We start from the raw sequence: 21,680 nt of genomic DNA on the forward strand, positions 1-21,680 counted from the left end.
TTTTAGTATTATTCCAGTTCAATTATTACGATTTATTACATTTTACATACTTTTTCGACATTTTAGTCAAAATTTATCTCTAGTTCCTTATTTATCATACCGAAAAACGAATCTATATACCTGATACTTTAGAACTAATTTACAATATTTTTTCATAAGTGATTTTATACAACATTGCTTTTTTAGCCTTATTTTATAACGGTTTCTTTAAAATTCTATATTAATATTTTTTTAAAAAAAATGAAAATTTTTAAAGTGAATTTATATTCGACAAATTCAGCATCTTATTTCATAATTAGGACTCTTAAAACCGCTACTAATATCAACAGATATTTTGTAACACTTTGATTAAGAAGGGAGGGAATTCATTACAAGTTATTTTTTACATTATCACTATAGTTATAGTAATATAATTACTCTTATTTTGAAGAATTTCACTATATTTCCAGTGACATCAGAATTATATCTAAATACTCACATTTCAAATTTAAATTCTCAATTCGAATTGCCTTTTTTTCTTGCATAACGCATTTTTCATACCGATTAGCTTTGAAGTTCTTGCTAGCTTGTCGTTCAAATTACACACAAAAAAGGCAGCCCTTTTTTAAGGACTGCCTTTTTCTCTGTTAGTTATTTTTCAGTTTTTCTAGTTCAAGAAGGAATTTATCATTCAATACTTTGATATACGTACCTTTCATACCAAGTGAACGTGATTCGATAACCCCTGCACTTTCTAACTTTCTCAACGCATTTACGATTACCGAACGAGTGATACCAACACGGTCTGCAATTTTCGATGCTACAAGTAGACCTTCATTACCTTTAAGCTCTTCAAAAATATGTTCAATAGCTTCTAATTCGCTATATGATAATGAGGAAATGGCCATTTGAACGACCGCTTTACTACGTGCTTCTTCCTCGATTTCTTCGGATTTTTCACGAAGGATTTCCATACCGACTACCGTTGCACCATATTCAGCTAAGATTAAGTCGTCATCGTGGAATTTCTCTTGTAAACGAGCAAGAACCAATGTTCCTAAACGTTCTCCTCCACCCATAATCGGTACGATCGTTGTTAATCCAGTTGCAAAAAGCTCTTTGTTTTCTACTGGGAAAGCAGTGTACTCACTTTCGATATCCAGGTTAGAAGATGTTTCTGGAATATTAAATAAGTTTTTAGTATACACTTCAGGGAATTGCTTATCTTCTAACATTTTGTACATACGTTCATTCTCGATTTGCTGACTTACTGCTATGCCGAGTAATTTTCCACGTCGACTGACGACGAACACATTTGCTTCGATAACTTCACTTAAGCTTTCTGCCATTTCTTTGAAGTTAACTGCTTTTCCTGCTGCTTTTTGGAGCATTGCATTAATTTTTCTTGTTTTTGCTAATAAGTTCATTTGATTTGTTCCTCCTAAAAATACCATGGTTCACAATAGACTATGAAGTTGTATTTCCGTAATTTTATGTTCATTGCATGGGCAAACATATTGCCATTTGTTTCATTCTTAAAGGATAAACTGGCTTAAATCTTTATTTCGGGCGATCGATCCCAGTTTTTCTTCGACATACTGAGGAGTGATTGTAATCTTCTCCATCGTGATTTCCGGAGCTTCAAACGACAAGTCTTCAAGAAGCCGTTCTAAAATAGTATGAAGTCGTCTTGCACCAATATTGTCTGTGTTCTGGTTTACCTCGAAGGCCACTTCAGCTATCTTACGAACAGCATCGTCAGAAAATTCAATTTCTATACCTTCAGTTTCTAACAAAGCTACATATTGTTTTAACAAAGCATTATCTGGTTCATGAAGAATCCGGACAAAGTCGTCTACAGTTAATTTGTTCAATTCTACACGGATCGGGAACCTTCCCTGTAATTCAGGAATAAGATCGGATGGTTTAGCCATATGGAAGGCTCCGGCCGCAATGAACAGCACATGATCCGTTTTAACCGAACCATATTTAGTCACAACTGTTGAACCCTCAACAATTGGTAGAATATCCCTTTGAACCCCTTCTCTCGACACATCCGCTGATGAACCCCCAGATTGCTTACTGGCGATTTTATCGATTTCATCGATGAAGATAATCCCGTTCTGCTCAGCACCGTACACAGCATCCGAAGTAACTTCATCCATATCAATCAATTTTGCCGCTTCTTCATTCGTTAAAACAATTCTCGCTTCACTGACCTTCAATTTGCGCTTCTTACTTTTCTTTGGCATCAAGCTTCCTAGCGCGTCTTGCATATTCATCCCCATTTGTTCCATTCCCGAACCTTGGAGCATATCAAACATTGAAGCGGCCTGTTCTTCCACTTCAACCGTGATCATTTCATTCTCTAACTCACCTTTAGCCAGTTTATCAGCTACAATGTTTCTTTTTTGCTGCAGATTTAAATCTTCGGAATTTTCATCCGGATCCTGCTCATCTTGATTGTTACTGCCTCCAAAAAAAACTTCAAGTGGATTCTTAAAATTGCTCTGTTTTTTTGTTGATGGCACTAATAATTCTATTAACCGGCGATTCGCATTTTCCTCTGCCCGTTCTTTTACGCTGGCCATCTTTTCTTCCTTCACGAGGCGGACAGATGTCTCTACCAAATCACGCACCATGGATTCTACATCCCGCCCGACATATCCAACTTCGGTAAATTTCGTTGCTTCAACTTTCACAAAAGGAGCACCAACCAATTTAGCCATTCTCCGAGCAATTTCTGTTTTCCCAACGCCGGTCGGTCCAATCATTAATATGTTTTTCGGAACGACTTCATCACGAAGTTGATCCGATAGAAGGGAACGGCGGTATCTATTCCGGAGAGCCACTGCCACTGCCCGTTTTGCCTCCCGCTGTCCCACGATATACTGATCCAGTTTTTCAACGATTTGCCTCGGTGTTAAATTAGCTTTTTTTGACATTATGCGCTCCTCCTTACAACTCTTCCACGATTATATTCGTATTCGTAAACACACAAATTTCCGCTGCAATTTGTAAAGATGATTGGGCGATTTCCTTGGCTGATAAATACTCACTAGAAAAACGCTTTAATGCCCTGCCGGCTGCCAGTGCATAATTTCCTCCTGATCCTATTGCAAGAATCCCGTCATCCGGTTCAATTACTTCTCCGGTACCAGAAACGAGAAGCAGATCATTTTTATCCATGACGATTAACATCGCTTCCAGCTTTCTCAGTACATTGTCACTTCGCCATTGCTTCGCCATTTCGACGGCAGCACGTTGAAGATTGCCATTATACTCTTCCAGCTTAGCTTCGAACATCTCAAATAAAGTGAATGCATCTGCAACCGAACCTGCAAAACCTGCAAGGACATTACCATTAAAGATCTTTCTTACTTTCCTTGCCGTATGCTTCATCACTACTGAATTTCCTAAAGTAACCTGCCCATCACCGGACATGGCACATTCACCTTTATGATGTACTGCAAATATCGTTGTCATAAAGTGTCCCCTTTCAACATTTAAGCTCGCGGATGTGATGCATTGTAGACTTTTTTTAATTGGTCTTTTGTAACATGCGTATACACTTGCGTTGATGAAATTTTTGAATGACCAAGTAATTCCTGTACTGTACGTATGTCCGCCCCATTATTTAATAGGTGTGTAGCAAAGGAATGCCTTAGCATATGGGGGTGAAGACTTCCCTCTGCGGCTGACTTTTTAATCAATTCATTTAAAATATAGCGAACTCCCCTAGCTGTCAGAGGGTCTCCACGAAAATTAACAAATAAATAAGCATGCGCCTTAGCGTCAGACGAAGTCATTTCCATCCTAGCTGTACGTATGTATAAATCTATCGCTTCCTGAGCATACCTTCCAACTGGAACGTAGCGATCTTTCTTCCCTTTTCCATGGACAAGTACTGTACCTAGAGACAAGTCGATATCCTGCAGTTTAACTTCACAGCACTCACTAACCCTAATGCCCGTAGCATACAGTAATTCCAATAGTGCAGTGTTTCTTATTCCTATCGGTGAATCTTTCTTTAAAGAAGAAAATAACTGATTCATTTCTTCCTCATAAAGAAAACGTGGCAACTTTTGATCCTTTTTAGGTAAAGAAGCAAGAGAAAAAGGATTATCCTTCACATCACCTTCACGTAATAAAAATTTATAAAAGCTCCGCAGGCAAGATGTTTTTCTTGCCACAGTTCGCTTAGAAAGTTTTTTCTCATATAAATTCGTTAAAAACAACCGGACATCAAAGTATTCGACAGATGTGACATCGGTAATACCTTGTTCATTCAGGAACAAAAAAAATTCGTGAATATCCCGTTTGTAATTTTCAATGGTGTAATGTGAACTGTTTTTTTCTATTTGTAAATATTCGATGAAGGATGATAATGCCTTATTTTGATTAATCATGGAAACACCTCGCAAAGGCTAATAAATAGTATCATACTTTAAAACAGCAGGCAAATATTTTACAAAGTTTTCACAAAGTTCTGAATTGTGTCTAAAGCGCGTTTAGCATGCATTTCATTCCGATCTTTTTTCGCTTTGATTCTTACTTCAAGGTCTGGAAGCAGGCCAAAGTTGGCATTCATCGGCTGAAAGCTCTTCCCATTAGTAGATGTAATGTACCTTGCCATACTACCCATTGTCGTTTCGGCAGGGAAAATGGCAGGCTCCAACCCTTGGATGATTCTCGCGGCATTGATACCCGCAACTAATCCTGATGCAGCTGATTCTACATATCCCTCGACACCCGTCATCTGACCGGCAAAGAATAAGTCATCACGATTTTTGAACTGGTACGTAGGTTTTAGAACGTTAGGAGAGTTAATGAAAGTGTTGCGGTGCATTACTCCATAACGAACAATTTCAGCATTTTCCAATCCTGGTATAAGCTGCAGTACTTCTTTTTGCGGTCCCCATTTTAAATGTGTCTGAAAACCAACAATGTTGTAAAGAGTACCAGCTGCATCATCCTGTCGCAATTGGACTACAGCAAATGGTCGTTTTCCTGTTTTCGGATCTTCTAAACCAACTGGCTTCAAAGGTCCGAATAACATCGTTTTCTTCCCACGTGATGCCATCACTTCAATTGGCATACACCCTTCGAAAAAGATTTCTTTTTCAAATTCTTTAAGAGGAACAGTTTCAGCAGAAATCAATGCTTCATAGAAACGGTCAAACTCTTCTTCCGTCATCGGACAATTCAAATAGGCTGCTTCCCCTTTATCATAACGGGATTTTAAATAAACCTTATCCATATTGATGCTTTCTTTTTCAAGAATTGGAGCAGCAGCATCATAGAAATATAAGTATTCTTCATCCATAATCTGCTTTAAGCTGTCAGATAGAGACTGACTTGTAAGCGGACCAGTGGCAATGACAGTAGGACCTTCAGGAATTTCTGTCACTTCTTCATTAATGACAGTAACATTTGGATGATTTTTCACCTTTTCTGTAACAAGACTGGCAAATTCATGACGATCGACAGCAAGTGCACCTCCGGCAGGAACAGCACAGGCGTCTGCTGCAGATATGATAACAGAATCCAAAATCCGCATTTCTTCTTTTAAAACACCTACAGCATTTGTTAAGGTATTTGCCCGAAGTGAATTGGAACAAACAAGTTCAGCGAATTTGTCGGTATGATGTGCTGGTGTTTGTTTTACCGGCCGCATTTCGTATAAATCTACTTTAATTCCTCTTTTAGCTAATTGCCACGCCGCTTCACTTCCTGCAAGCCCAGCGCCGATTACACTTACTTTTGCTTCTTTCATTTTTCGAACCTCCATGTATAGATATGATAAGTCAGGATCATTTATCATTAAAATTACTTTTATAAAAGACTTCATTTTTAACGATATGTATGTATTTTACCCATAAAATACTCGTTCCTGCTGACGACAATTATAAAACCTATGCCACCAATCCTGCATTCTTCCTACAACCCAAGTTTCCTATGATGGATAACGGACACAAAGAGGAATTATATCTTTAAGTTAATACACTTGTCCACTGAATTTTACATTACATGAACCAAATAAAAAAGTTTCAGGCTTTATCCAATTTCTTCTTGGAAATAAAATCCTCTTATTATGATGATAGCACACATCCATGAACATAAAGAAACTCGGCAGATGCCGAGTCCACATTTTATTCTGAGTTTCTCAATTGAACCTAGAAATATGGGAGTAATTAGTCCACCTTTTCTAAGCTTGAGGTGTTTCTTTGAAATCACAATCCATACACTGTACCTGCACGCCTTTTTTGAGTTTTTTCTCAACTAGCGTACCTTCACATTTTGGACAACTACGAGGTAGAGGTTTGTCCCATGAAATGAAGTCACATCCTGGATAAGTATCACAACCGTAGAACAGTCGGCGTTTTTTACTTTTTCGCTCAATGATGTTGCCTTCTTTACATTTCGGACATTTCACTCCGATTTCTTTAACGATTGGTTTTGTATTACGGCAATCCGGGAAATTACTGCAAGCCATAAACTTTCCATATCGACCCATTTTAAAGACCATTTCATGTCCGCATTCTACGCAATCTTCCCCTGCAGGCTCATCCTTGATTTCAATTTTCTCCATTTCGACTTCCGCTTTAGCCAAATGAATAGCGAAATCTTTGTAAAACTCATCAATGACCTTAATCCATTCAACGCTTCCTTCTTCGACACTATCAAATTCCTGTTCCATCTTGGCAGTGAATTCTGCATCTAGAATATCCGGAAAGAATTCACGTATCAATTCAAGGACAATTTCACCAAGCTCAGTCGGGATAAATCGCTTATTATCAAGCGTAACATAGCCACGTTTTTGAATCGTATCCAATGTAGGAGCATATGTAGACGGCCGGCCTATGCCTAGTTCCTCTAGTGTTTTGACAAGACGCGCCTCTGTATAGCGTGGCGGTGGCTGTGTGAAATGCTGCTTCGGTTCGACATCTTTTGAAAAGAATTGATCTCCTTTTTTTACATCTGGAAGGGCATTTTCCTTTTCTTCCACTGAGTCATCCGAACCTTCAACATATACCTTCATGAAACCTGGAAATTTAATTTTAGAACCATTTGCCCGGAAAATGACATCACCGTTGTGAAGGTCAATGCTCATTGTATCCATTACAGCCGAAGACATTTGACTTGAAACAAAGCGTTCCCAAATTAATTTATATAAACGGAATTGATCTCTAGATAAAAACTCCTTCACTAAACTTGGTTCACGTAATGTGCTTGTCGGTCTAACCGCTTCATGCGCGTCCTGAGCATTTGTCTGTTTTTTCTCCTTGCGCTGTTCAACCTGAACATAATCATCACCATAACTGTTTTGAATAAAGCTATGGGCTTCCTGCTTGGCAATATCCGAAATCCGGGTCGAATCCGTTCTCATATAAGTGATTAGCCCGACTGTACCTTCTTTTCCGAGCTCAATTCCTTCATAAAGCTGCTGAGCAAGCATCATGGTTTTCTTGGCACGGAAATTTAATTTCCGCGCGGCTTCTTGTTGCAAGGAAGAAGTCGTAAAAGGTGCAGCTGGATTACGCTTTCTTTCCTTTTTCGTCACGGTACCAATGGTGAATTCGCCGCCGCTTAAAGAAGCAAGTACTTTCTTGACATCTTCTTCCGTGTTTAATTCTTTCCGTTCACCACCAAGGCTGAAAAAGGAACCTTCAAACTGTTCATTTCCTTTAACAAAATCTGCCCTGATTGTCCAATACTCTTCCGGTACAAAGTCTTTGATTTCTTTCTCTCGGTCAATAATCATCCGAACAGCAACCGATTGAACTCGTCCTGCACTTAAGCCTTTTTTCACTTTTTTCCACAAAAGCGGGCTGATATTGTATCCGACCAAACGATCCAATATTCTCCTTGCCTGCTGTGCATCAACCAACTTCATATTAATGGGTCTTGGTGATTTAAATGATTCTTTGATCGCTTCCTTCGTAATCTCATTGAATACCACACGGCAATCTGAATTAATGTCGACATCGAGACTGTGAGCTAAATGCCAGGCAATCGCTTCACCTTCTCTGTCGGGGTCAGCTGCGAGATAGATTTTTTTTGCTTTTTTTGCAGCTGTTTTCAATTCTTTTAGAACCGGGCCTTTGCCGCGGATAGTTATATATTTAGGCTCATATTCATTTTCAACATCGACACCCATTTGGCTTTTAGGCAAATCGCGCACATGCCCCATGGAAGCCTTTACTTTATATTTTTTTCCTAAGTAACGTTCAATTGTTTTCGCCTTTGCGGGCGATTCCACAATCACTAAATATTCTGACATCCAATAAATCCTCCTCAAAGAGGTAATATAAATCTTCACTATTATTAATCATTCAAATTTCATTTGTCAACACCTCTTTATTTTTCAAAGCATGCTGATTTATTTAATTTTAGGTATTTTAACAAGAGGTGTCATTTGCAAAACTTATAACAGTTTTACAATATTTTCAACCTTTTTGACTAAAATTTCAACCTATTCATCTAAAAAAGCATCTTTTTTGCTATTTCCCCTTCAATTTTTCCGTATATCTTCTATATTATATTGTTCAAAATTCTTCCTCAATCTGTAACGAACTCAAAACAAGTTTGGCTCCATCTTGAATTAATTGATTGGCCCCTAATGATTCTGGGCTTAATACGTTACCTGGAAGTGCAAATACCTCTCTGCCATGATCAAGAGCTGCCTGTGCAGTTATTAGGGAACCGCTCTTTTCTTTAGCTTCTACCACAAATACTCCCTTGGATAATCCACTAATAATACGATTGCGCAGCGGAAACATCCAAGGTTCCGCCCTCATCGCCGGTGGAGTCTCAGAAAGCAATAACCCTTTATTGCTTATTTCTCTTGCAAGCGGGATATTAGATTTTGGATAAATTTGCAAAAGTCCCCCGCCCAAAACTCCAATCGTATTTCCACCTTTATCCAATGTGACTTTGTGTGCAGCCGCATCGATTCCAGCTGCCACTCCACTGATGATGACAAAGTTTTTCTGCACAAGTGGCGGTAAAATCGTTTTTAAGGCCTCCAGTCCATACCAGGTTGGCTTACGTGTTCCAACGACACCTAGAGTACTCTTCTTCTCTAGAAGCTGTTTATCGCCTTTAAAATAAAGCACCCACGGGGGATCAAATATCTGCTTCAGCAAAAACGGGTAATCTTCATCAAACATAGTTAGACATTTAATTTGGTTAAATTCGTATTGCTTTACCTTTTTAATCGTATTAAGAGAATGTAAATCTTTCAGAAAGAGATTTAATTTATTTGAAGGTATAGGAAGGATTTCAGCCCATTCGGTGTACGTGGTTGTGAAAAGAGAAGAAAGGGATGGATTATAGGCCAGAATTGTTTGGATCGTTTTCCATCCTGCTCCACGGCAATGATGGAGGTGGATTAATTTTTCTTTCCTGTTCAATTAGAAGCACCCCTAATCGGAAATTTTTAAAAGAAGATTAATTGCGGTTGTTAAGATGTGTTTCGGGGAGATTGAAGTGAAATAAAGACCGACCCAAAAAACAGGTCGGCCCATCTTAGATTAGTGTGTTTTGCAAGGTTCATACATGTCTTTTTCTTTAAGGACAGAAATCAAAGTTTCGCCCATAACGGATGGAGTCTCGGCTACTTTAATACCGCATTCATTCATAACGCGGATTTTCTCATCAGCTGTTCCCTTACCGCCTGAAATAATAGCACCAGCATGTCCCATACGTTTACCCGCTGGAGCCGTGCGGCCACCAATAAACCCGACAACTGGCTTCGTCATATTTTCTTTCACCCAGATTGCTGCTTCTTCTTCTGCTGTGCCACCGATTTCCCCAATCATGATCACCGCATGAGTTTCTGGATCTTCATTGAATGCCTTAAGTACATCAATAAAATCAGTTCCGTTAACAGGATCCCCACCGATACCGACAGCGGATGATTGTCCGATGCCTGCTTGTGATAATTGGTGAACGGCTTCATACGTCAAAGTTCCAGAACGAGAAACCACGCCTACATGACCTTTTTTATGGATATACCCTGGCATAATACCAATCTTACACTCTTCCGGACTAATAACACCCGGACAGTTTGGTCCAATTAAACGAGTTTTTTTGCCTTGCATATATCGCTTCACCTTAACCATGTCAAGGACAGGAATGTGCTCCGTGATACAAATTACAAGATCAAGTTCTGCATCAACCGCTTCAAGAATGGCATCCGCTGCAAATGGAGCAGGTACGTAGATAACAGATGCATTTGCTCCGGTTTCAGTGACAGCTTCGGAAACTGTATTAAATACAGGTACCCCTTCCGCTTCTGTTCCACCTTTACCCGGAGTTACTCCACCCACGATCTTCGTGCCGTATTCCAACATCTGTTTTGTATGAAATAATGCTGTTGAGCCAGTGATTCCCTGAACGATCACTTTCGTATCTTTATTAATATAAACGCTCATTATGTTCCCCCCTGCCTATTATCCTACAAGTGATACTATTTTTTGTGCTCCATCTGCCATTGATTCAGCAGCCGTAATATTTAAACCAGACTCTTTCAAAATCTTTTTCCCAAGATCCACATTCGTTCCTTCAAGACGGACAACAAGAGGGACATCCAAGCCTAGCTCTTTTGCAGCAGCTACGACACCTGTCGCGATGATGTCACACTTCATAATTCCTCCGAAGATATTTACAAAGATACCTTTTACTTTTTGATCAGATAGGATGATTTTGAAAGCCTCTTTAACTTTTTCCTCTGTAGCTCCGCCCCCAACGTCAAGGAAGTTAGCCGGGTCTCCCATATAGTGTTTAATGATGTCCATCGTTGCCATTGCAAGCCCCGCACCATTAACCATACAACCGATATTTCCGTCAAGCGATATGTAACTAAGACCGTGTTTGGATGCTTCAATTTCTTTAGCATCTTCTTCATCTAGATCACGGTACTCCGCAATGTCTTTATGGCGGTAAATCGCATTATCATCGAAATTCAATTTTGCATCTAGTGCCATTACATTGCCGTCGCCTGTCACAACTAATGGGTTGATTTCAGCAATTGAACAATCCTTTTCAACGAATGCTGTATATAAGTTGACCATCAGTTTAGACGCCTTATTTATTAGTGAAGCCGGAATGTTGATATTGAAAGCGATTCTTCGTGCCTGGAAGCCAGTTAAACCAACAACCGGATCGATCACTTCCTTGAAAATTTTCTCTGGAGTTTTTTCAGCAACTTCCTCAATTTCCGTTCCGCCTTCTTCAGAAGCCATCAATACCACACTATTTGTTGCACGGTCAAGGACCAGTCCAATATAATATTCCTTCGTAATGTCGCAGCCTTCTTCAATAAGTAAACGCTTAACTTCTTTACCTGAAGGTCCTGTTTGATGGGTCACCAGCGTTTTACCAAGAATCTCTTCTGCATATGTACGCGCTTCGTCAAGATTCTTTGCTACCTTAACTCCGCCGGCTTTCCCGCGGCCGCCCGCATGAATTTGAGCTTTGACGACAACAACATCTGTACCTAACTCCTTCGCTGCTTCTACTGCTTCATCAACAGTAAAGGCAACCCGGCCATTCGGAACAGATACCCCGTATTGTCTCAAAATCTCTTTCCCCTGATACTCATGGATATTCATTTCCCATCCTCCTTATCTACTAAAAACCAACTACCAAAAAACAACATTTATATTTAATGCGTGTTTTCTCTAACATATTACAACAAAATTCTCCTTCGTGCATGATTTTCTTTCGTAATATTTTAAAAAAATTATTACAATATACTTCTAGGTCGGTGTATAAAATGGAAAAAACATAGTCCATTAATATGTTTATTTTTTTAAAATAGTATTTATCCCGGTCCGAAATCTCCATTCTAAAAATAGCCATTCCATTTTTCATTTAGTATAAACACTTTGTTTACAAGCCTTTTTTCATCATTTTTTTCATCTATCTTTTTCTGAAACATTATAGTTATCTTTCTAAAAAATTTTAAATTTTCAGAAAAAGAAAAAGGACAAAGCCGTAGCTTTATCCTTTTTCTGATAGTTTAGTATGTTTTTAATATAATAAAAATTTTTAAGTGCATTTCCTAAAATTCTACATAAACCAACCATAAATTCACATAAATCAACCCAAATAATTTGAATCTTACCGATTCAAGTCCCGGTCAACTTTATAAACAAACGCAAATACCTCTGCAACCGCTTCATACAATTCTTCCGGAATCGTTTGATTAATATCCAATTGCCCCAAAAGGGAGATTAACGACTCATCTTTTTGAACAGGGATATTCAGTTTCATTGCTTTATCTAGAATCTTTTCTGCAGTTTTACCTTTCCCCTTTGCCAAGATGACAGGGGATTTCGAAATCTCCGGGTCATATTTTAAAGCGATCGCTTCTTTTCGTTTTTCATTCGTCATATCCGAATATCCACCCCACTATATGATTCTTTTTCTGAAAAAAGGGCGGATTTAAATTTCGTGTCAGTATTTTTTTTGCTCACTGGATTTTCAAATAAAACTCCGGATAATCTGTAATCCATTTTTTCCAGATTCGCCTTCAACAGTGTAAGATAATTGTCGGCGGCTGCTTCTATTGTTTTACTATACTCATTAATGACCGTCACTTTTATGACACGGTTTTGAACCTGCATGTCAATGAACGTTTCCTTAAGACGTTCTAACTCTAAATAAAACAGGATTCGACAATAATCGGGGTCTATCTTGCCATCTTTTTTTTCCTTCCGCTCCATTGCAACGTTAAGTCCGTTTGAGAAGACCCAAGATTAAGAGGCAATGTAAGGAGTAAGTTCTGCAAGGGGCCCGTTTCCTGCGAAAAAACCTGTTGAGCAGTAATTCGATTCAAAATTTGTTCTGCCAGTTCCTTAACGGATGCCGGATTTTGCTCGTTCAGAAGTTTAAGTAGCAACGGTTTGAGGGTCTCTAAATCCTTTATTAAATCTTCCAAACCATCTCCAGGCATATTAGCAAGAGCATGTTCCAACTGTAGTCCAAGCATCTTCGTCTAAGTTGTTGCGCAACAGAGGCACCATTCGTGAAATCGATTGTTTGAAATTCAGTTTCCAGCACTTGTGTAAGCACTAGTTTCTCAGCATTCGTAACGGAGAGCGCCTCAGGACGTCGCTTAAGCGGTTGAATCAACAGTTCTGTCACTTTCCCCTTCGACTCGGTAACTTTCTCTGTATCCTTATTTAAATGGGCTATTAGATCATTTACCTCTATTTCGGCACCCGCTATTCTATTTCCGACTGATGCTTCTGCAAACGTACGCTCAAGCAAGCGGGAAGCAAGAGCGGACAGTTCTTCTGTAGAAATGGTTTTTTGCTGAATTGATTTCGTATCAGTAGACGTTTCTGCTTCTACATAATCAAGACCGTTCAATAACCGATTTAGACTATATTCGACCTTTTCAACTTTCCCCAACGTTCCATTTTTTGCATCAGATAGCAATTGCAGTCCCTGTTGTAGTTTATCAGTCACTGAGTTCTTAGTAGATCCTGATATTTCCGCCGATTCGACAACTAATTTCTCCAAAAAGCCAGCCTCAGTAATCCCCATTGGAATGAAACCAGTCTTTTGAAGCAGGGAGAATGCCCCGGTTTTCAATTCAGGTGATGCACTGGAATCGATCCAAGTGGTAACAAGTTTCTGTAGACCAGTTTGTTGAAGCTGATCCTGTTTAGCTACATGTAACGAGTCTAATACGCCTTTTAGTTTTACTGATGTTTCCGAATCACTGTCCTTTAATTGTTGCTGCAGGCCACTGAGCAATTTGTGAAAAGGTTCGCCTTTTGCTTGTGCTAACAACGCTACAAATACTTCTTCAACAAAAGGTAATTGCTGAAGGAACATTCTTTTGATGATAGACAGGCCATATTCTTTTGCATCAGCAGTTTTTACCCATTGCAAAGCAGACATAAAAGTATCCTTTGTAATTGGGAGTTGATTTTTCAGTAAATACTCGGCAAGGCTGGCTGCCTCCGGTTCTGGAGATATGCCAAGATGAGAGAGCAATTGTGCAGCCGCTCCTTTTAAACTAGAAAAGTTCACATTCGGAGAATCCAGTACTTTTAACACAACCTTCCCCTCATTTGGCTGCTGTACTTGAAACCAATACATTTCTCCAGCCTGAAGTGGGATATCGAGTGTGGCAATCATTTTTTGATGGCCAATCTGCACTTCCGTTATTTGGTTAGGATAAATCCTATTCACTTTTCCGAAAAGGATTTGTCCGTTTTTCAAACTCGTACTTCCCTTTATTTCAATGGGTGACGACACGGATTGACCGCTTGTTATCGATTGCATCTCTCTCGCCCTCTCTCTTAATCGTTCGTTCGTGCGGCGATTTCCTTTACAGGTGTAAAACTCCTCCTATGCCAAGGTGTAAGCCCGTGATTATCGAGTGCTTCTAAATGTAGTTTAGTCCCGTACCCCATATGCTTTTCAAATCCGTATTCTGGATACGCTTCCCCATATCCCTTCATCATCCTGTCACGTGTCACCTTAGCGATAATAGAGGCAGCAGAGATAGAAATACTTCTTGCATCTCCCTTTATGAGTGAAAGTTGAGGAATCGGCACTTCAAGTTCCATCGCATCAATCAGCAAATGATCCGGGAGTTCTGAAAGATTGTTCACCGCCGCAATCATGGCTTTTTTCGTAGCTTGATATATATTGATTTCATCAATTTCTTCGCTATGTACAATGCCCACCCCGATGGATACAGCTTCCTTTAAGATAGTCTCATAAAATAGTTCCCTCTTTGACTCAGGAATTTTCTTAGAATCATTTAGCCCTGGTAGATAAAAAGATTCAGGTAAAATAACTGCACTAGTCACAACCGGTCCCGCTAGCGGCCCTCTTCCTACTTCATCGATACCGGCAAGAACTGAAAATCCCTGTTTTCGCAACTCCCGTTCAAACTCCGTCATTTTCATAAAATTATTCTTTACCTGTAGCTCTTTTTCATAGGCTCTTTGCCATTTACTTACTAAGTCTGTTACTCCTTTTCGTCCATCCTCCTGGCATTCTTTTAAGAACGAATCTTCTGGCTCGCTTACTGTTTTTAATTTTGAAGAGATTTCTTTTATACTCATGGCAGTTTTCATCATTTATCACCTATCATTTTAATTATCGGCAGTCTTGTTTCATTTCTACAGCTTAAACAAAAATACGGAGCGGAAAAGAGACATCAAAAGGTAAAAAAACCTTTTGACATCTACCTCCAGCTCCGTATCAACCCTATACACAGACATTCCTTTTAAGAATCATGTCTGTGTTCTCTAACCTCAAAAGAAGTTATTCGGGGGTATTTTCTTCTTCTTTTTCTATCGGTAGCTCAAACGTGAGCGGCCCCATCTTTTCAGAACGGATTTCTCGAACGACCAATTCTGCGGTTTTATCATAATCAATAAAGCCCCCAGATGCTAGACAACCTCTGAACTTTCCAACTGCATCAAATAGTTCTAGCGTTTCTTGAGGAATTACATCCAGATTATAACGGGATTTCAAACGATCCGGATATTCTCTTTCCAAAAAGCGAAGGCCGTATAAAGAAACTTCATGCAAGTTTAAAATCGTATCTTTGATTGCTCCTGTTAGCGCTAGTCTTAAGCCAACTTCCTGATCCTCAAATTTAGGCCAGAGGATCCCCGGAGTATCCAGAAGTTCTAATTCCTTTCCTACTTTTATCCATTGCTGTGCTTTCGTAACACCAGGTGTATTCCCTGTTTTTGCAATGTTTTTTTTAGCAAGACGATTGATTAAAGTAGATTTCCCTACGTTCGGAATACCGACAATCATAGCACGAATCGCACGCGGCTTAATTCCTCTTGATTCCATCCGATCATACTTTTCTTTTAAAAGTTTCTTAGAGGCAGCTGTAATCTGGTTTAAGCCATTTCCTGCCTGTGAGTTAATAGCGATTGCCGTTTTACCTTGTGATTTATAATACTCAAGCCACTCATTGGTTTTTACCGGATCAGCCATATCAGCCTTATTCAAAAGGATAACCCTTGGTTTATGCTGTATGATTTCATCGATCATCGGATTTCGTGAAGATGCAGGAATCCGGGCATCCACAAGTTCAAAGATGATATCGATCAGTTTTAATTTTTCTGTTACTTCCCTTCTTGCTTTGGCCATATGGCCAGGGAACCACTGTATTGTCAATGGAATCAACCTTCCTACTATTCCGCCAATCGAAAATCTTCAATCGGCCAATAAACTAATTTAGTTTTACCTAACACCTTATTGTAAGGAACAACACCAACGCCAATATGGCGGCTGTCCTTACTAAAACGGCGATTATCTCCTAAGACAAATAGATGGTCTTCAGGCACGGTTTCTTGTTCTATAACATCGCTTAATGTAAATGGTTCTGTCAAAGCCCCGCCATCAATCAACTGCTTTTTATATTCATCCAAGTATGGCTCTGCATAGGCTTTTCCATTCACGTAAAGCGTATCATCTTTATATTCTATTTTTTCGCCTGGTAACCCAATGACCCGTTTTATATAATCCTTGCCTTCAGGGGCTTCAAAAACAATAATATCGAATCTTTTCGGTTCACTAATTGAATAGGAGATTTTATTTACGAGCATGCGGTCCGTGTCCTTTAATGTCGGCATCATGGAATTGCCGTCCACGACAATCGGAGCCAGGAGGAAATAACGAATCAGCGTGGCTGCTATAACCGCGATTATGACCGCCTTAGTCCATTCCCACAATTCATTTTTCTTTTTCGTCATCCTTACCCACCCTTTTAGAAAGCATATCAACAATTATTTTAACATGTCGCGGACGCTATAGCGAGCAGGATTCTTTATAGTCTTCACCCTGATGAGCGATTATTTTTTCTTCAAGTGCAAAAAAAGGAGCCTGTTAAACAAGCTCCTTTTTTGCATAATACTGTTTGGTTACTCACCATATGTGAATCATGGCAAACCCGCATAGAGATATTCGAAGAATTAACGACGAATTTCTTTAATACGTGCTTTTTTACCACGAAGTTCGCGTAGGTAATAAAGTTTCGCACGACGTACTTTACCGTGACGGATAACTTCTAATTGCGCAATTTTTGGTGTGTGAAGAGGGAAAGCACGTTCCACTCCAACGCCGTAAGAAATCTTACGTACTGTGAAAGTTTCACTAACTCCGCCGCCACGACGTTTGATTACAACGCCTTCAAACAACTGGATACGTTCGCGAGTTCCTTCAATAACCTTTACGTGTACACGTACTGTGTCACCAGGTCTGAATGATGGAAGATCTGTGCGAAGTTGTTCTTTTGTGATATCGTTAATAAGATTTTGCATCGATTTCAACTCCTCCTGGACGCTCTTACAAATACTAATTGTTTGCAGCGGAACATCGTTATAAGACTGAGCATTTTGCCCAAGTCACAAGGTATATCCTATCATACTCTAGATGCTGATGCAATAGACATCAGTCTTCTTTTTGAATCTCTGACAATAATTTTTTTTCAACGTCCGAAAGTTCATAGCTTTCGAGCAAATCCGGTCGTCGATTCCACGTCCTGCGTAATGACTCTTTCATCCGCCATTCATCGATTTTTTTATGATTACCGGATATAAGCGTATCAGGAACTTTCATTCCCCTGAAATCTGCAGGTCTAGTATAATGGGGATGCTCTAACAAACCAGAAGAATATGAATCAAGAATCGGGGAGTCTACATTTCCTAACACGCCCGGAAGCAAGCGAACAACGCTGTCTATAATAACCATAGCACCCAATTCACCACCTGTAAGCACAAAGTCACCTATTGATATTTCATCTGTGACAATATGCTCCCGGATGCGCTCATCATACCCTTCATAATGTCCGCAAATGAAAATAAGATGATCTTCTTTCGCAAACTCTTCAGCTTTTCTCTGCGTGTAACGCTCTCCCTGTGGACATAGCAAGACAACTCGTGGCGTTTGCTCAGCGTGCCCTTTAAGGGCTTCTACGGCGTCAAAGATGGGCTGTGCCTTCAATACCATCCCTGCACCGCCACCATACGGATAATCATCTACTGTCGAATGCTTATTGTCTGCATAATCACGAAAATTGGTCACATTGTAGCTGACAGCCTGTTTTTCTGCGGCCTTTTTTAAAATTGACGAGCCAAATACCCCTTCGAACATTTCTGGAAATAGCGAAAGTACATCGATTTTCATCAGTCTAAAAGCCCTTCCATCGGTGTGATGATAACTTTTTTAGCAGATATATCTACTTCTTTCACAATTTGATCAATATATGGAATTAAAATATCCTTACTGCCAGCTTTCTTAATGACCCAAACATCATTGGCGCCCGGCGTTAGAACCTCAATGATCTCCCCTATTTCTACACCTTCATCTGTAAACACCGAACAGCCGATGATTTCATGGAAGTAGAATTCACCTTCATCCAATTTACCTAGCTGAGCTTCCTTAATTTTCAAGACTCCATTCCGGAAAGCCTCGACCTGACCGACGTTGTAGTAGTTTTCAAACGTCAATAAGTTAAAGTTTTTATGGTTGCGATGCGACCTGATAATAAGTGGCAAAGGCTTTTTCTCTGTTTCTCTAAATAAATACAGCGTATTGCCTACTTTGAAACGCTTTTCCGGAAAGTCTGTTGATGAAATAACACGGACTTCACCTAAAAGACCATGTGTGTTGACAATTTTACCTACATTAAACCAATTTTCCATTCTTTCACCTCTAACGAATTTCCGAGACGATTCCATCTTTAATGACAATAGTCTTCGTTGTCATAAGTTCGTCCCAATCTGCCCCAATTTCTACCTCAATGATACTTTGAACTTCCCGTTCCTTCAGTTCGCTTCCAGTAGGAAGGATTTCCAACTGTTCCATTTGAAATTCAAGCAGTTTGATTTTTTCTTGCCTTTGGTTTATTTCTTTTTCAAAATGAGCACGGAGACTAGCGGGCTGAAGGTTCCTAGTTTTTTCAAGTTTTTTCAGTTCAAAACGAAGCTGTTCACTCTCTTTTTGAAGCTGTAGACGTTTTGATTTGTACTTCTCGAGGAGCTGATTCTTGCTGGATTCCGTTAATACTTGGTTAACGATTACATTTTGGAGAATTTTCATTCCAGCACCTCCTATTATCTATGATTTCTTATTTCATTCAAAAAATATGTATGATAGGGTAATCTTTTTGAAAAATGGGGGTCATTCTCTTAAGTATAACGTAAATCGGTAAAAGATGCGTCTTAAAAAGGCGTAAAGTTTAAACTCCGAGTCGTATTTGAATATGATTAAAGTCGGAATTCAACTTTCTTGAAGTACAAAAAAAGGAGGGGTATTAGCCCTCCTTATTCGGAAATCTCCAAATAGATTTTCTTCTGCTGTGAGGATCCTGCTGCATATACCACAGTCCGAACCGCCTTAGCAACACGCCCTTGTTTACCGATGACCTTGCCCATGTCTTCTTTATGAACGGAGAGGACATAAACAATTCGGTCGGACTCTTCCTTCGAAGTCACGATGACTTCTTCCGGATAATCCACAAGTGCTGAAACAATTGTTTCAATTAAAGCTTTCATCAACTACCGTCGATTACTTGCTGTTTTTTGCAACATGGAATTTTTCCATGATGCCTTGTGTTGAGAATAAGTTACGAACTGTATCAGATGGTTTAGCTCCATCTTGTAACCATTTAAGAGCAAGCTCTTCGTTGATGTCAACTTTAGCTGGTTGAGTCACCGGGTTATAAGTTCCTACAACTTCAATGTAACGTCCGTCACGTGGTGAACGAGAATCTGCAACTACAATACGATAGAAAGGAGATTTTTTAGCTCCCATACGTTTTAAGCGAATTTTTACTGCCATTTTAAATAAGCACCTCCGAATAGTTTCACACAAGATAGTATAATATCAAATGTCTTGTATGTTTGTAAAGGTTTTTTTCTTAACAGGTAAAAAAAGTGTTGAAATACATGGCTTCAGCCTGTATTTACGCCTCGTTTCGACCTAAAATAAACCTTACATGAACGGGAATTTGAATCCCTTTTTCTTCCCTTTTTGCATGTTTGTAACCTGTTTCATCATCTTTTTCATTTCTTCAAATTGCTTTAGTAAACGGTTCACTTCTTGAATAGATCTGCCGCTTCCTTTGGCAATCCGTTTTTTGCGGGATGCATTCATGGTTTCTGGATGTTCCTTTTCCTGCGTTGTCATTGAACGGATGATAGCTTCAACATGACCGATCTGTTTCTCATCGATTTGAAGGTTATCCATCCCTTTCATTTTGTTCGCACCAGGAATCATTTTCAAAATGTCATCAAGCGGTCCCATATTACGCACCTGACCAAGTTGCTCAAGGAAATCATCAAAGGTAAAAGTAGCGGTACGCATCTTTTTCTCTAATTCTTTCGCTTTTTCTTCATCTACATTGGCCTGTGCTTTTTCGATAAGGGTTAATACATCACCCATACCGAGGATTCTTGAAGCCATCCGTTCTGGATGGAATGCTTCAAGTGCATCCAATTTTTCACCCATACCGACGAATTTAATCGGCGTGTTGGTAACTGAACGAATCGAAAGTGCCGCACCACCACGTGTATCCCCATCAAGTTTCGTTAATACGACCCCAGTCAGGCCAAGCTGCTCATTAAAGCTTTGGGCCACATTGACAGCATCCTGCCCGGTCATCGCATCAACAACGAGGAAGATTTCATCCGGTTTGGTCAATTCTTTGATATCTTTCAGTTCGCCCATCAGGTTTTCATCAACATGAAGACGACCTGCGGTATCAATCAACACATAATCATGATGTTCTTCCTTCGCTTTTTCGATCGCCTGTTTGGCAATTTCAACAGGACTGACCTGATCCCCAAGGGAAAAAACAGGCATGCTTAATTGTTTGCCAAGTGTTTCAAGCTGCTTAATCGCCGCCGGACGGTAAATATCAGCCGCAACGAGCAATGGCGTGCGGTTGTATTTTTTTCTAAGAAGATTGGCAAGCTTTCCGGTGGTTGTCGTTTTACCTGCCCCTTGAAGCCCTACCATCATAATGACAGTCGGTGGTTTCGAGGCAACGGCTATCTTGCTCTGTTCGCCGCCCATCAGCTCCGTCAATTCTTCCTTAACTACTTTAATTACCTGTTGACCGGGGGTTAAGCTTTTTAGCACTTCCTGGCCTACCGAACGTTCACTTACACGCTTTACAAATTCCTTCACGACTTTAAAGTTAACGTCCGCTTCAAGTAGGGCCAATCGAACTTCACGCATCATTTCTTTAACGTCTGCTTCGTTGACCTTCCCTTTTCCGCGGATCTTTTGCATCGTGCTCTGCAGTCGGTCGGCCAATCCTTCAAATGCCATATTGCCGCCTCCTAATCCAACTTCTCAAGCGTTGTGATTGCGTCAAGCAGCTTCTCTTTTGAAAAGGATTCCTTTTCTATGAGTTCCTTCATATTCGCAATCCACTGGTTACGCTCTTGAAATTTTTGAAATAACAATAGCTTTGCTTCGTATTCCTCAAGCATTGCTTCTGTTCTTTTTATATTATCATAGACTGCCTGTCTACTCACTTCGTATTCATCGGCAATCTCCCCAAGAGAGTAATCATCCAGATAGTAGAGGGACATATAGCTCTGCTGCTTCTCTGTTAACAACGATTGGTAAAAGTCATACAAATAGTTAATCCGCGTTGTCTTTTCAAGCATCTTAGCAAGCCTCCCTGCTGTTAA

24 protein-coding genes are annotated in these 21,680 nt (G+C 39.7%); all 24 read right to left on the reverse strand.

What is annotated here, in order from left to right; translation table 11 throughout:
• Window positions 1-626: 626 nt before the first annotated feature.
• The 24 genes from codY to JFV29_RS04605 all read right to left on the reverse strand — a co-directional run bounded on the left by codY (window position 627) and on the right by JFV29_RS04605 (window position 21,656).
• Window positions 627-1,406: a GTP-sensing pleiotropic transcriptional regulator CodY gene (gene codY, locus JFV29_RS04490; RefSeq protein WP_053345318.1), complete on the reverse strand. Its 780-nt coding sequence runs from the start codon at window positions 1,404-1,406 to the stop codon at window positions 627-629.
• A 108-nt stretch (window positions 1,407-1,514) separates the two neighbouring features.
• Window positions 1,515-2,924, reverse strand: coding sequence for an HslU--HslV peptidase ATPase subunit (gene hslU / locus JFV29_RS04495; protein WP_056526744.1), 1,410 nt, complete (start codon window positions 2,922-2,924; stop codon window positions 1,515-1,517).
• Between the two features lie 13 nt (window positions 2,925-2,937).
• Entirely contained in the window at window positions 2,938-3,465 is a 528-nt protein-coding gene (gene hslV / locus JFV29_RS04500; RefSeq protein ID WP_056526739.1) for an HslVU peptidase proteolytic subunit, read from the reverse strand.
• A gap of 20 nt (window positions 3,466-3,485) precedes the next feature.
• Window positions 3,486-4,388 carry a tyrosine recombinase XerC gene (gene xerC, locus JFV29_RS04505; protein WP_056526734.1) on the reverse strand — a complete coding sequence of 301 codons (903 nt, stop codon included), beginning with the start codon at window positions 4,386-4,388 and terminating at the stop codon, window positions 3,486-3,488.
• Window positions 4,389-4,447: 59 nt separating this feature from the next.
• On the reverse strand, window positions 4,448-5,755 hold the full coding sequence (gene trmFO, locus JFV29_RS04510) for an FADH(2)-oxidizing methylenetetrahydrofolate--tRNA-(uracil(54)-C(5))-methyltransferase TrmFO (RefSeq protein WP_056526731.1): 1,308 nt from the start codon (window positions 5,753-5,755) through the stop codon (window positions 4,448-4,450).
• A 432-nt stretch (window positions 5,756-6,187) separates the two neighbouring features.
• Window positions 6,188-8,263 (reverse strand): type I DNA topoisomerase, encoded by a 2,076-nt coding sequence (gene topA, locus JFV29_RS04515; protein ID WP_053345313.1) that lies wholly within the window; start codon window positions 8,261-8,263, stop codon window positions 6,188-6,190.
• Window positions 8,264-8,528: 265 nt separating this feature from the next.
• The gene (gene dprA, locus JFV29_RS04520; protein ID WP_201181451.1) at window positions 8,529-9,395 is read right to left on the reverse strand and encodes a DNA-processing protein DprA; all 867 of its coding nucleotides are present in this window, start codon (window positions 9,393-9,395) and stop codon (window positions 8,529-8,531) included.
• 120 nt (window positions 9,396-9,515) lie between these two features.
• The gene (sucD, locus tag JFV29_RS04525) at window positions 9,516-10,418 is read right to left on the reverse strand and encodes a succinate--CoA ligase subunit alpha (protein WP_053345311.1); all 903 of its coding nucleotides are present in this window, start codon (window positions 10,416-10,418) and stop codon (window positions 9,516-9,518) included.
• An 18-nt stretch (window positions 10,419-10,436) separates the two neighbouring features.
• Window positions 10,437-11,597, reverse strand: a complete 1,161-nt coding sequence (gene sucC, locus JFV29_RS04530; RefSeq protein ID WP_053345310.1) for an ADP-forming succinate--CoA ligase subunit beta — start codon at window positions 11,595-11,597, stop codon at window positions 10,437-10,439.
• A 511-nt stretch (window positions 11,598-12,108) separates the two neighbouring features.
• Window positions 12,109-12,381 (reverse strand): EscU/YscU/HrcU family type III secretion system export apparatus switch protein, encoded by a 273-nt coding sequence (locus JFV29_RS04535; RefSeq protein WP_201181453.1) that lies wholly within the window; start codon window positions 12,379-12,381, stop codon window positions 12,109-12,111.
• Window positions 12,378-12,713, reverse strand: a complete 336-nt coding sequence (locus tag JFV29_RS04540; protein WP_201181455.1) for a hypothetical protein — start codon at window positions 12,711-12,713, stop codon at window positions 12,378-12,380. The genes JFV29_RS04535 and JFV29_RS04540 overlap by 4 nt, the downstream gene beginning before the upstream one ends.
• The gene (locus tag JFV29_RS04545; protein WP_207205084.1) at window positions 12,680-12,928 is read right to left on the reverse strand and encodes a hypothetical protein; all 249 of its coding nucleotides are present in this window, start codon (window positions 12,926-12,928) and stop codon (window positions 12,680-12,682) included. Before JFV29_RS04545 ends, JFV29_RS04540 begins: the two co-directional genes overlap by 34 nt.
• Window positions 12,916-14,286 carry a hypothetical protein gene (locus tag JFV29_RS04550; protein ID WP_201181459.1) on the reverse strand — a complete coding sequence of 457 codons (1,371 nt, stop codon included), beginning with the start codon at window positions 14,284-14,286 and terminating at the stop codon, window positions 12,916-12,918. The genes JFV29_RS04545 and JFV29_RS04550 overlap by 13 nt, the downstream gene beginning before the upstream one ends.
• Window positions 14,287-14,303: 17 nt before the next feature.
• Window positions 14,304-15,089 (reverse strand): ribonuclease HII, encoded by a 786-nt coding sequence (locus JFV29_RS04555; protein WP_201181460.1) that lies wholly within the window; start codon window positions 15,087-15,089, stop codon window positions 14,304-14,306.
• Window positions 15,090-15,279: 190 nt separating this feature from the next.
• Window positions 15,280-16,152, reverse strand: coding sequence for a ribosome biogenesis GTPase YlqF (gene ylqF, locus JFV29_RS04560; protein ID WP_053345306.1), 873 nt, complete (start codon window positions 16,150-16,152; stop codon window positions 15,280-15,282).
• Between the two features lie 17 nt (window positions 16,153-16,169).
• Window positions 16,170-16,730, reverse strand: a complete 561-nt coding sequence (gene lepB, locus JFV29_RS04565; protein ID WP_053345305.1) for a signal peptidase I — start codon at window positions 16,728-16,730, stop codon at window positions 16,170-16,172.
• A 219-nt stretch (window positions 16,731-16,949) separates the two neighbouring features.
• Window positions 16,950-17,297, reverse strand: a complete 348-nt coding sequence (gene rplS, locus JFV29_RS04570; RefSeq protein ID WP_053345304.1) for a 50S ribosomal protein L19 — start codon at window positions 17,295-17,297, stop codon at window positions 16,950-16,952.
• 130 nt (window positions 17,298-17,427) lie between these two features.
• Complete coding sequence (gene trmD, locus JFV29_RS04575) at window positions 17,428-18,162, reverse strand: tRNA (guanosine(37)-N1)-methyltransferase TrmD (RefSeq protein WP_053345303.1); 735 nt, start codon at window positions 18,160-18,162, stop codon at window positions 17,428-17,430.
• Window positions 18,162-18,680, reverse strand: a complete 519-nt coding sequence (rimM, locus tag JFV29_RS04580; RefSeq protein WP_053345302.1) for a ribosome maturation factor RimM — start codon at window positions 18,678-18,680, stop codon at window positions 18,162-18,164. Before rimM ends, trmD begins: the two co-directional genes overlap by 1 nt.
• A 10-nt stretch (window positions 18,681-18,690) precedes the next feature.
• Window positions 18,691-19,077: a YlqD family protein gene (locus tag JFV29_RS04585; RefSeq protein ID WP_053345301.1), complete on the reverse strand. Its 387-nt coding sequence runs from the start codon at window positions 19,075-19,077 to the stop codon at window positions 18,691-18,693.
• A gap of 224 nt (window positions 19,078-19,301) precedes the next feature.
• The gene (locus tag JFV29_RS04590; protein ID WP_053345300.1) at window positions 19,302-19,532 is read right to left on the reverse strand and encodes a KH domain-containing protein; all 231 of its coding nucleotides are present in this window, start codon (window positions 19,530-19,532) and stop codon (window positions 19,302-19,304) included.
• A 13-nt stretch (window positions 19,533-19,545) separates the two neighbouring features.
• Window positions 19,546-19,818, reverse strand: coding sequence for a 30S ribosomal protein S16 (rpsP, locus tag JFV29_RS04595; RefSeq protein ID WP_053345299.1), 273 nt, complete (start codon window positions 19,816-19,818; stop codon window positions 19,546-19,548).
• 153 nt (window positions 19,819-19,971) lie between these two features.
• Window positions 19,972-21,312, reverse strand: coding sequence for a signal recognition particle protein (gene ffh / locus JFV29_RS04600; RefSeq protein ID WP_053345298.1), 1,341 nt, complete (start codon window positions 21,310-21,312; stop codon window positions 19,972-19,974).
• 11 nt (window positions 21,313-21,323) lie between these two features.
• Window positions 21,324-21,656, reverse strand: a complete 333-nt coding sequence (locus JFV29_RS04605; RefSeq protein ID WP_056526708.1) for a putative DNA-binding protein — start codon at window positions 21,654-21,656, stop codon at window positions 21,324-21,326.
• Window positions 21,657-21,680: the final 24 nt, after the last annotated feature.

Origin of the sequence: Peribacillus sp. TH16 (assembly GCF_016651095.1) — a bacterium.
Taxonomy (GTDB): Bacteria; Bacillota; Bacilli; order Bacillales; family DSM-1321; genus Peribacillus; species Peribacillus butanolivorans.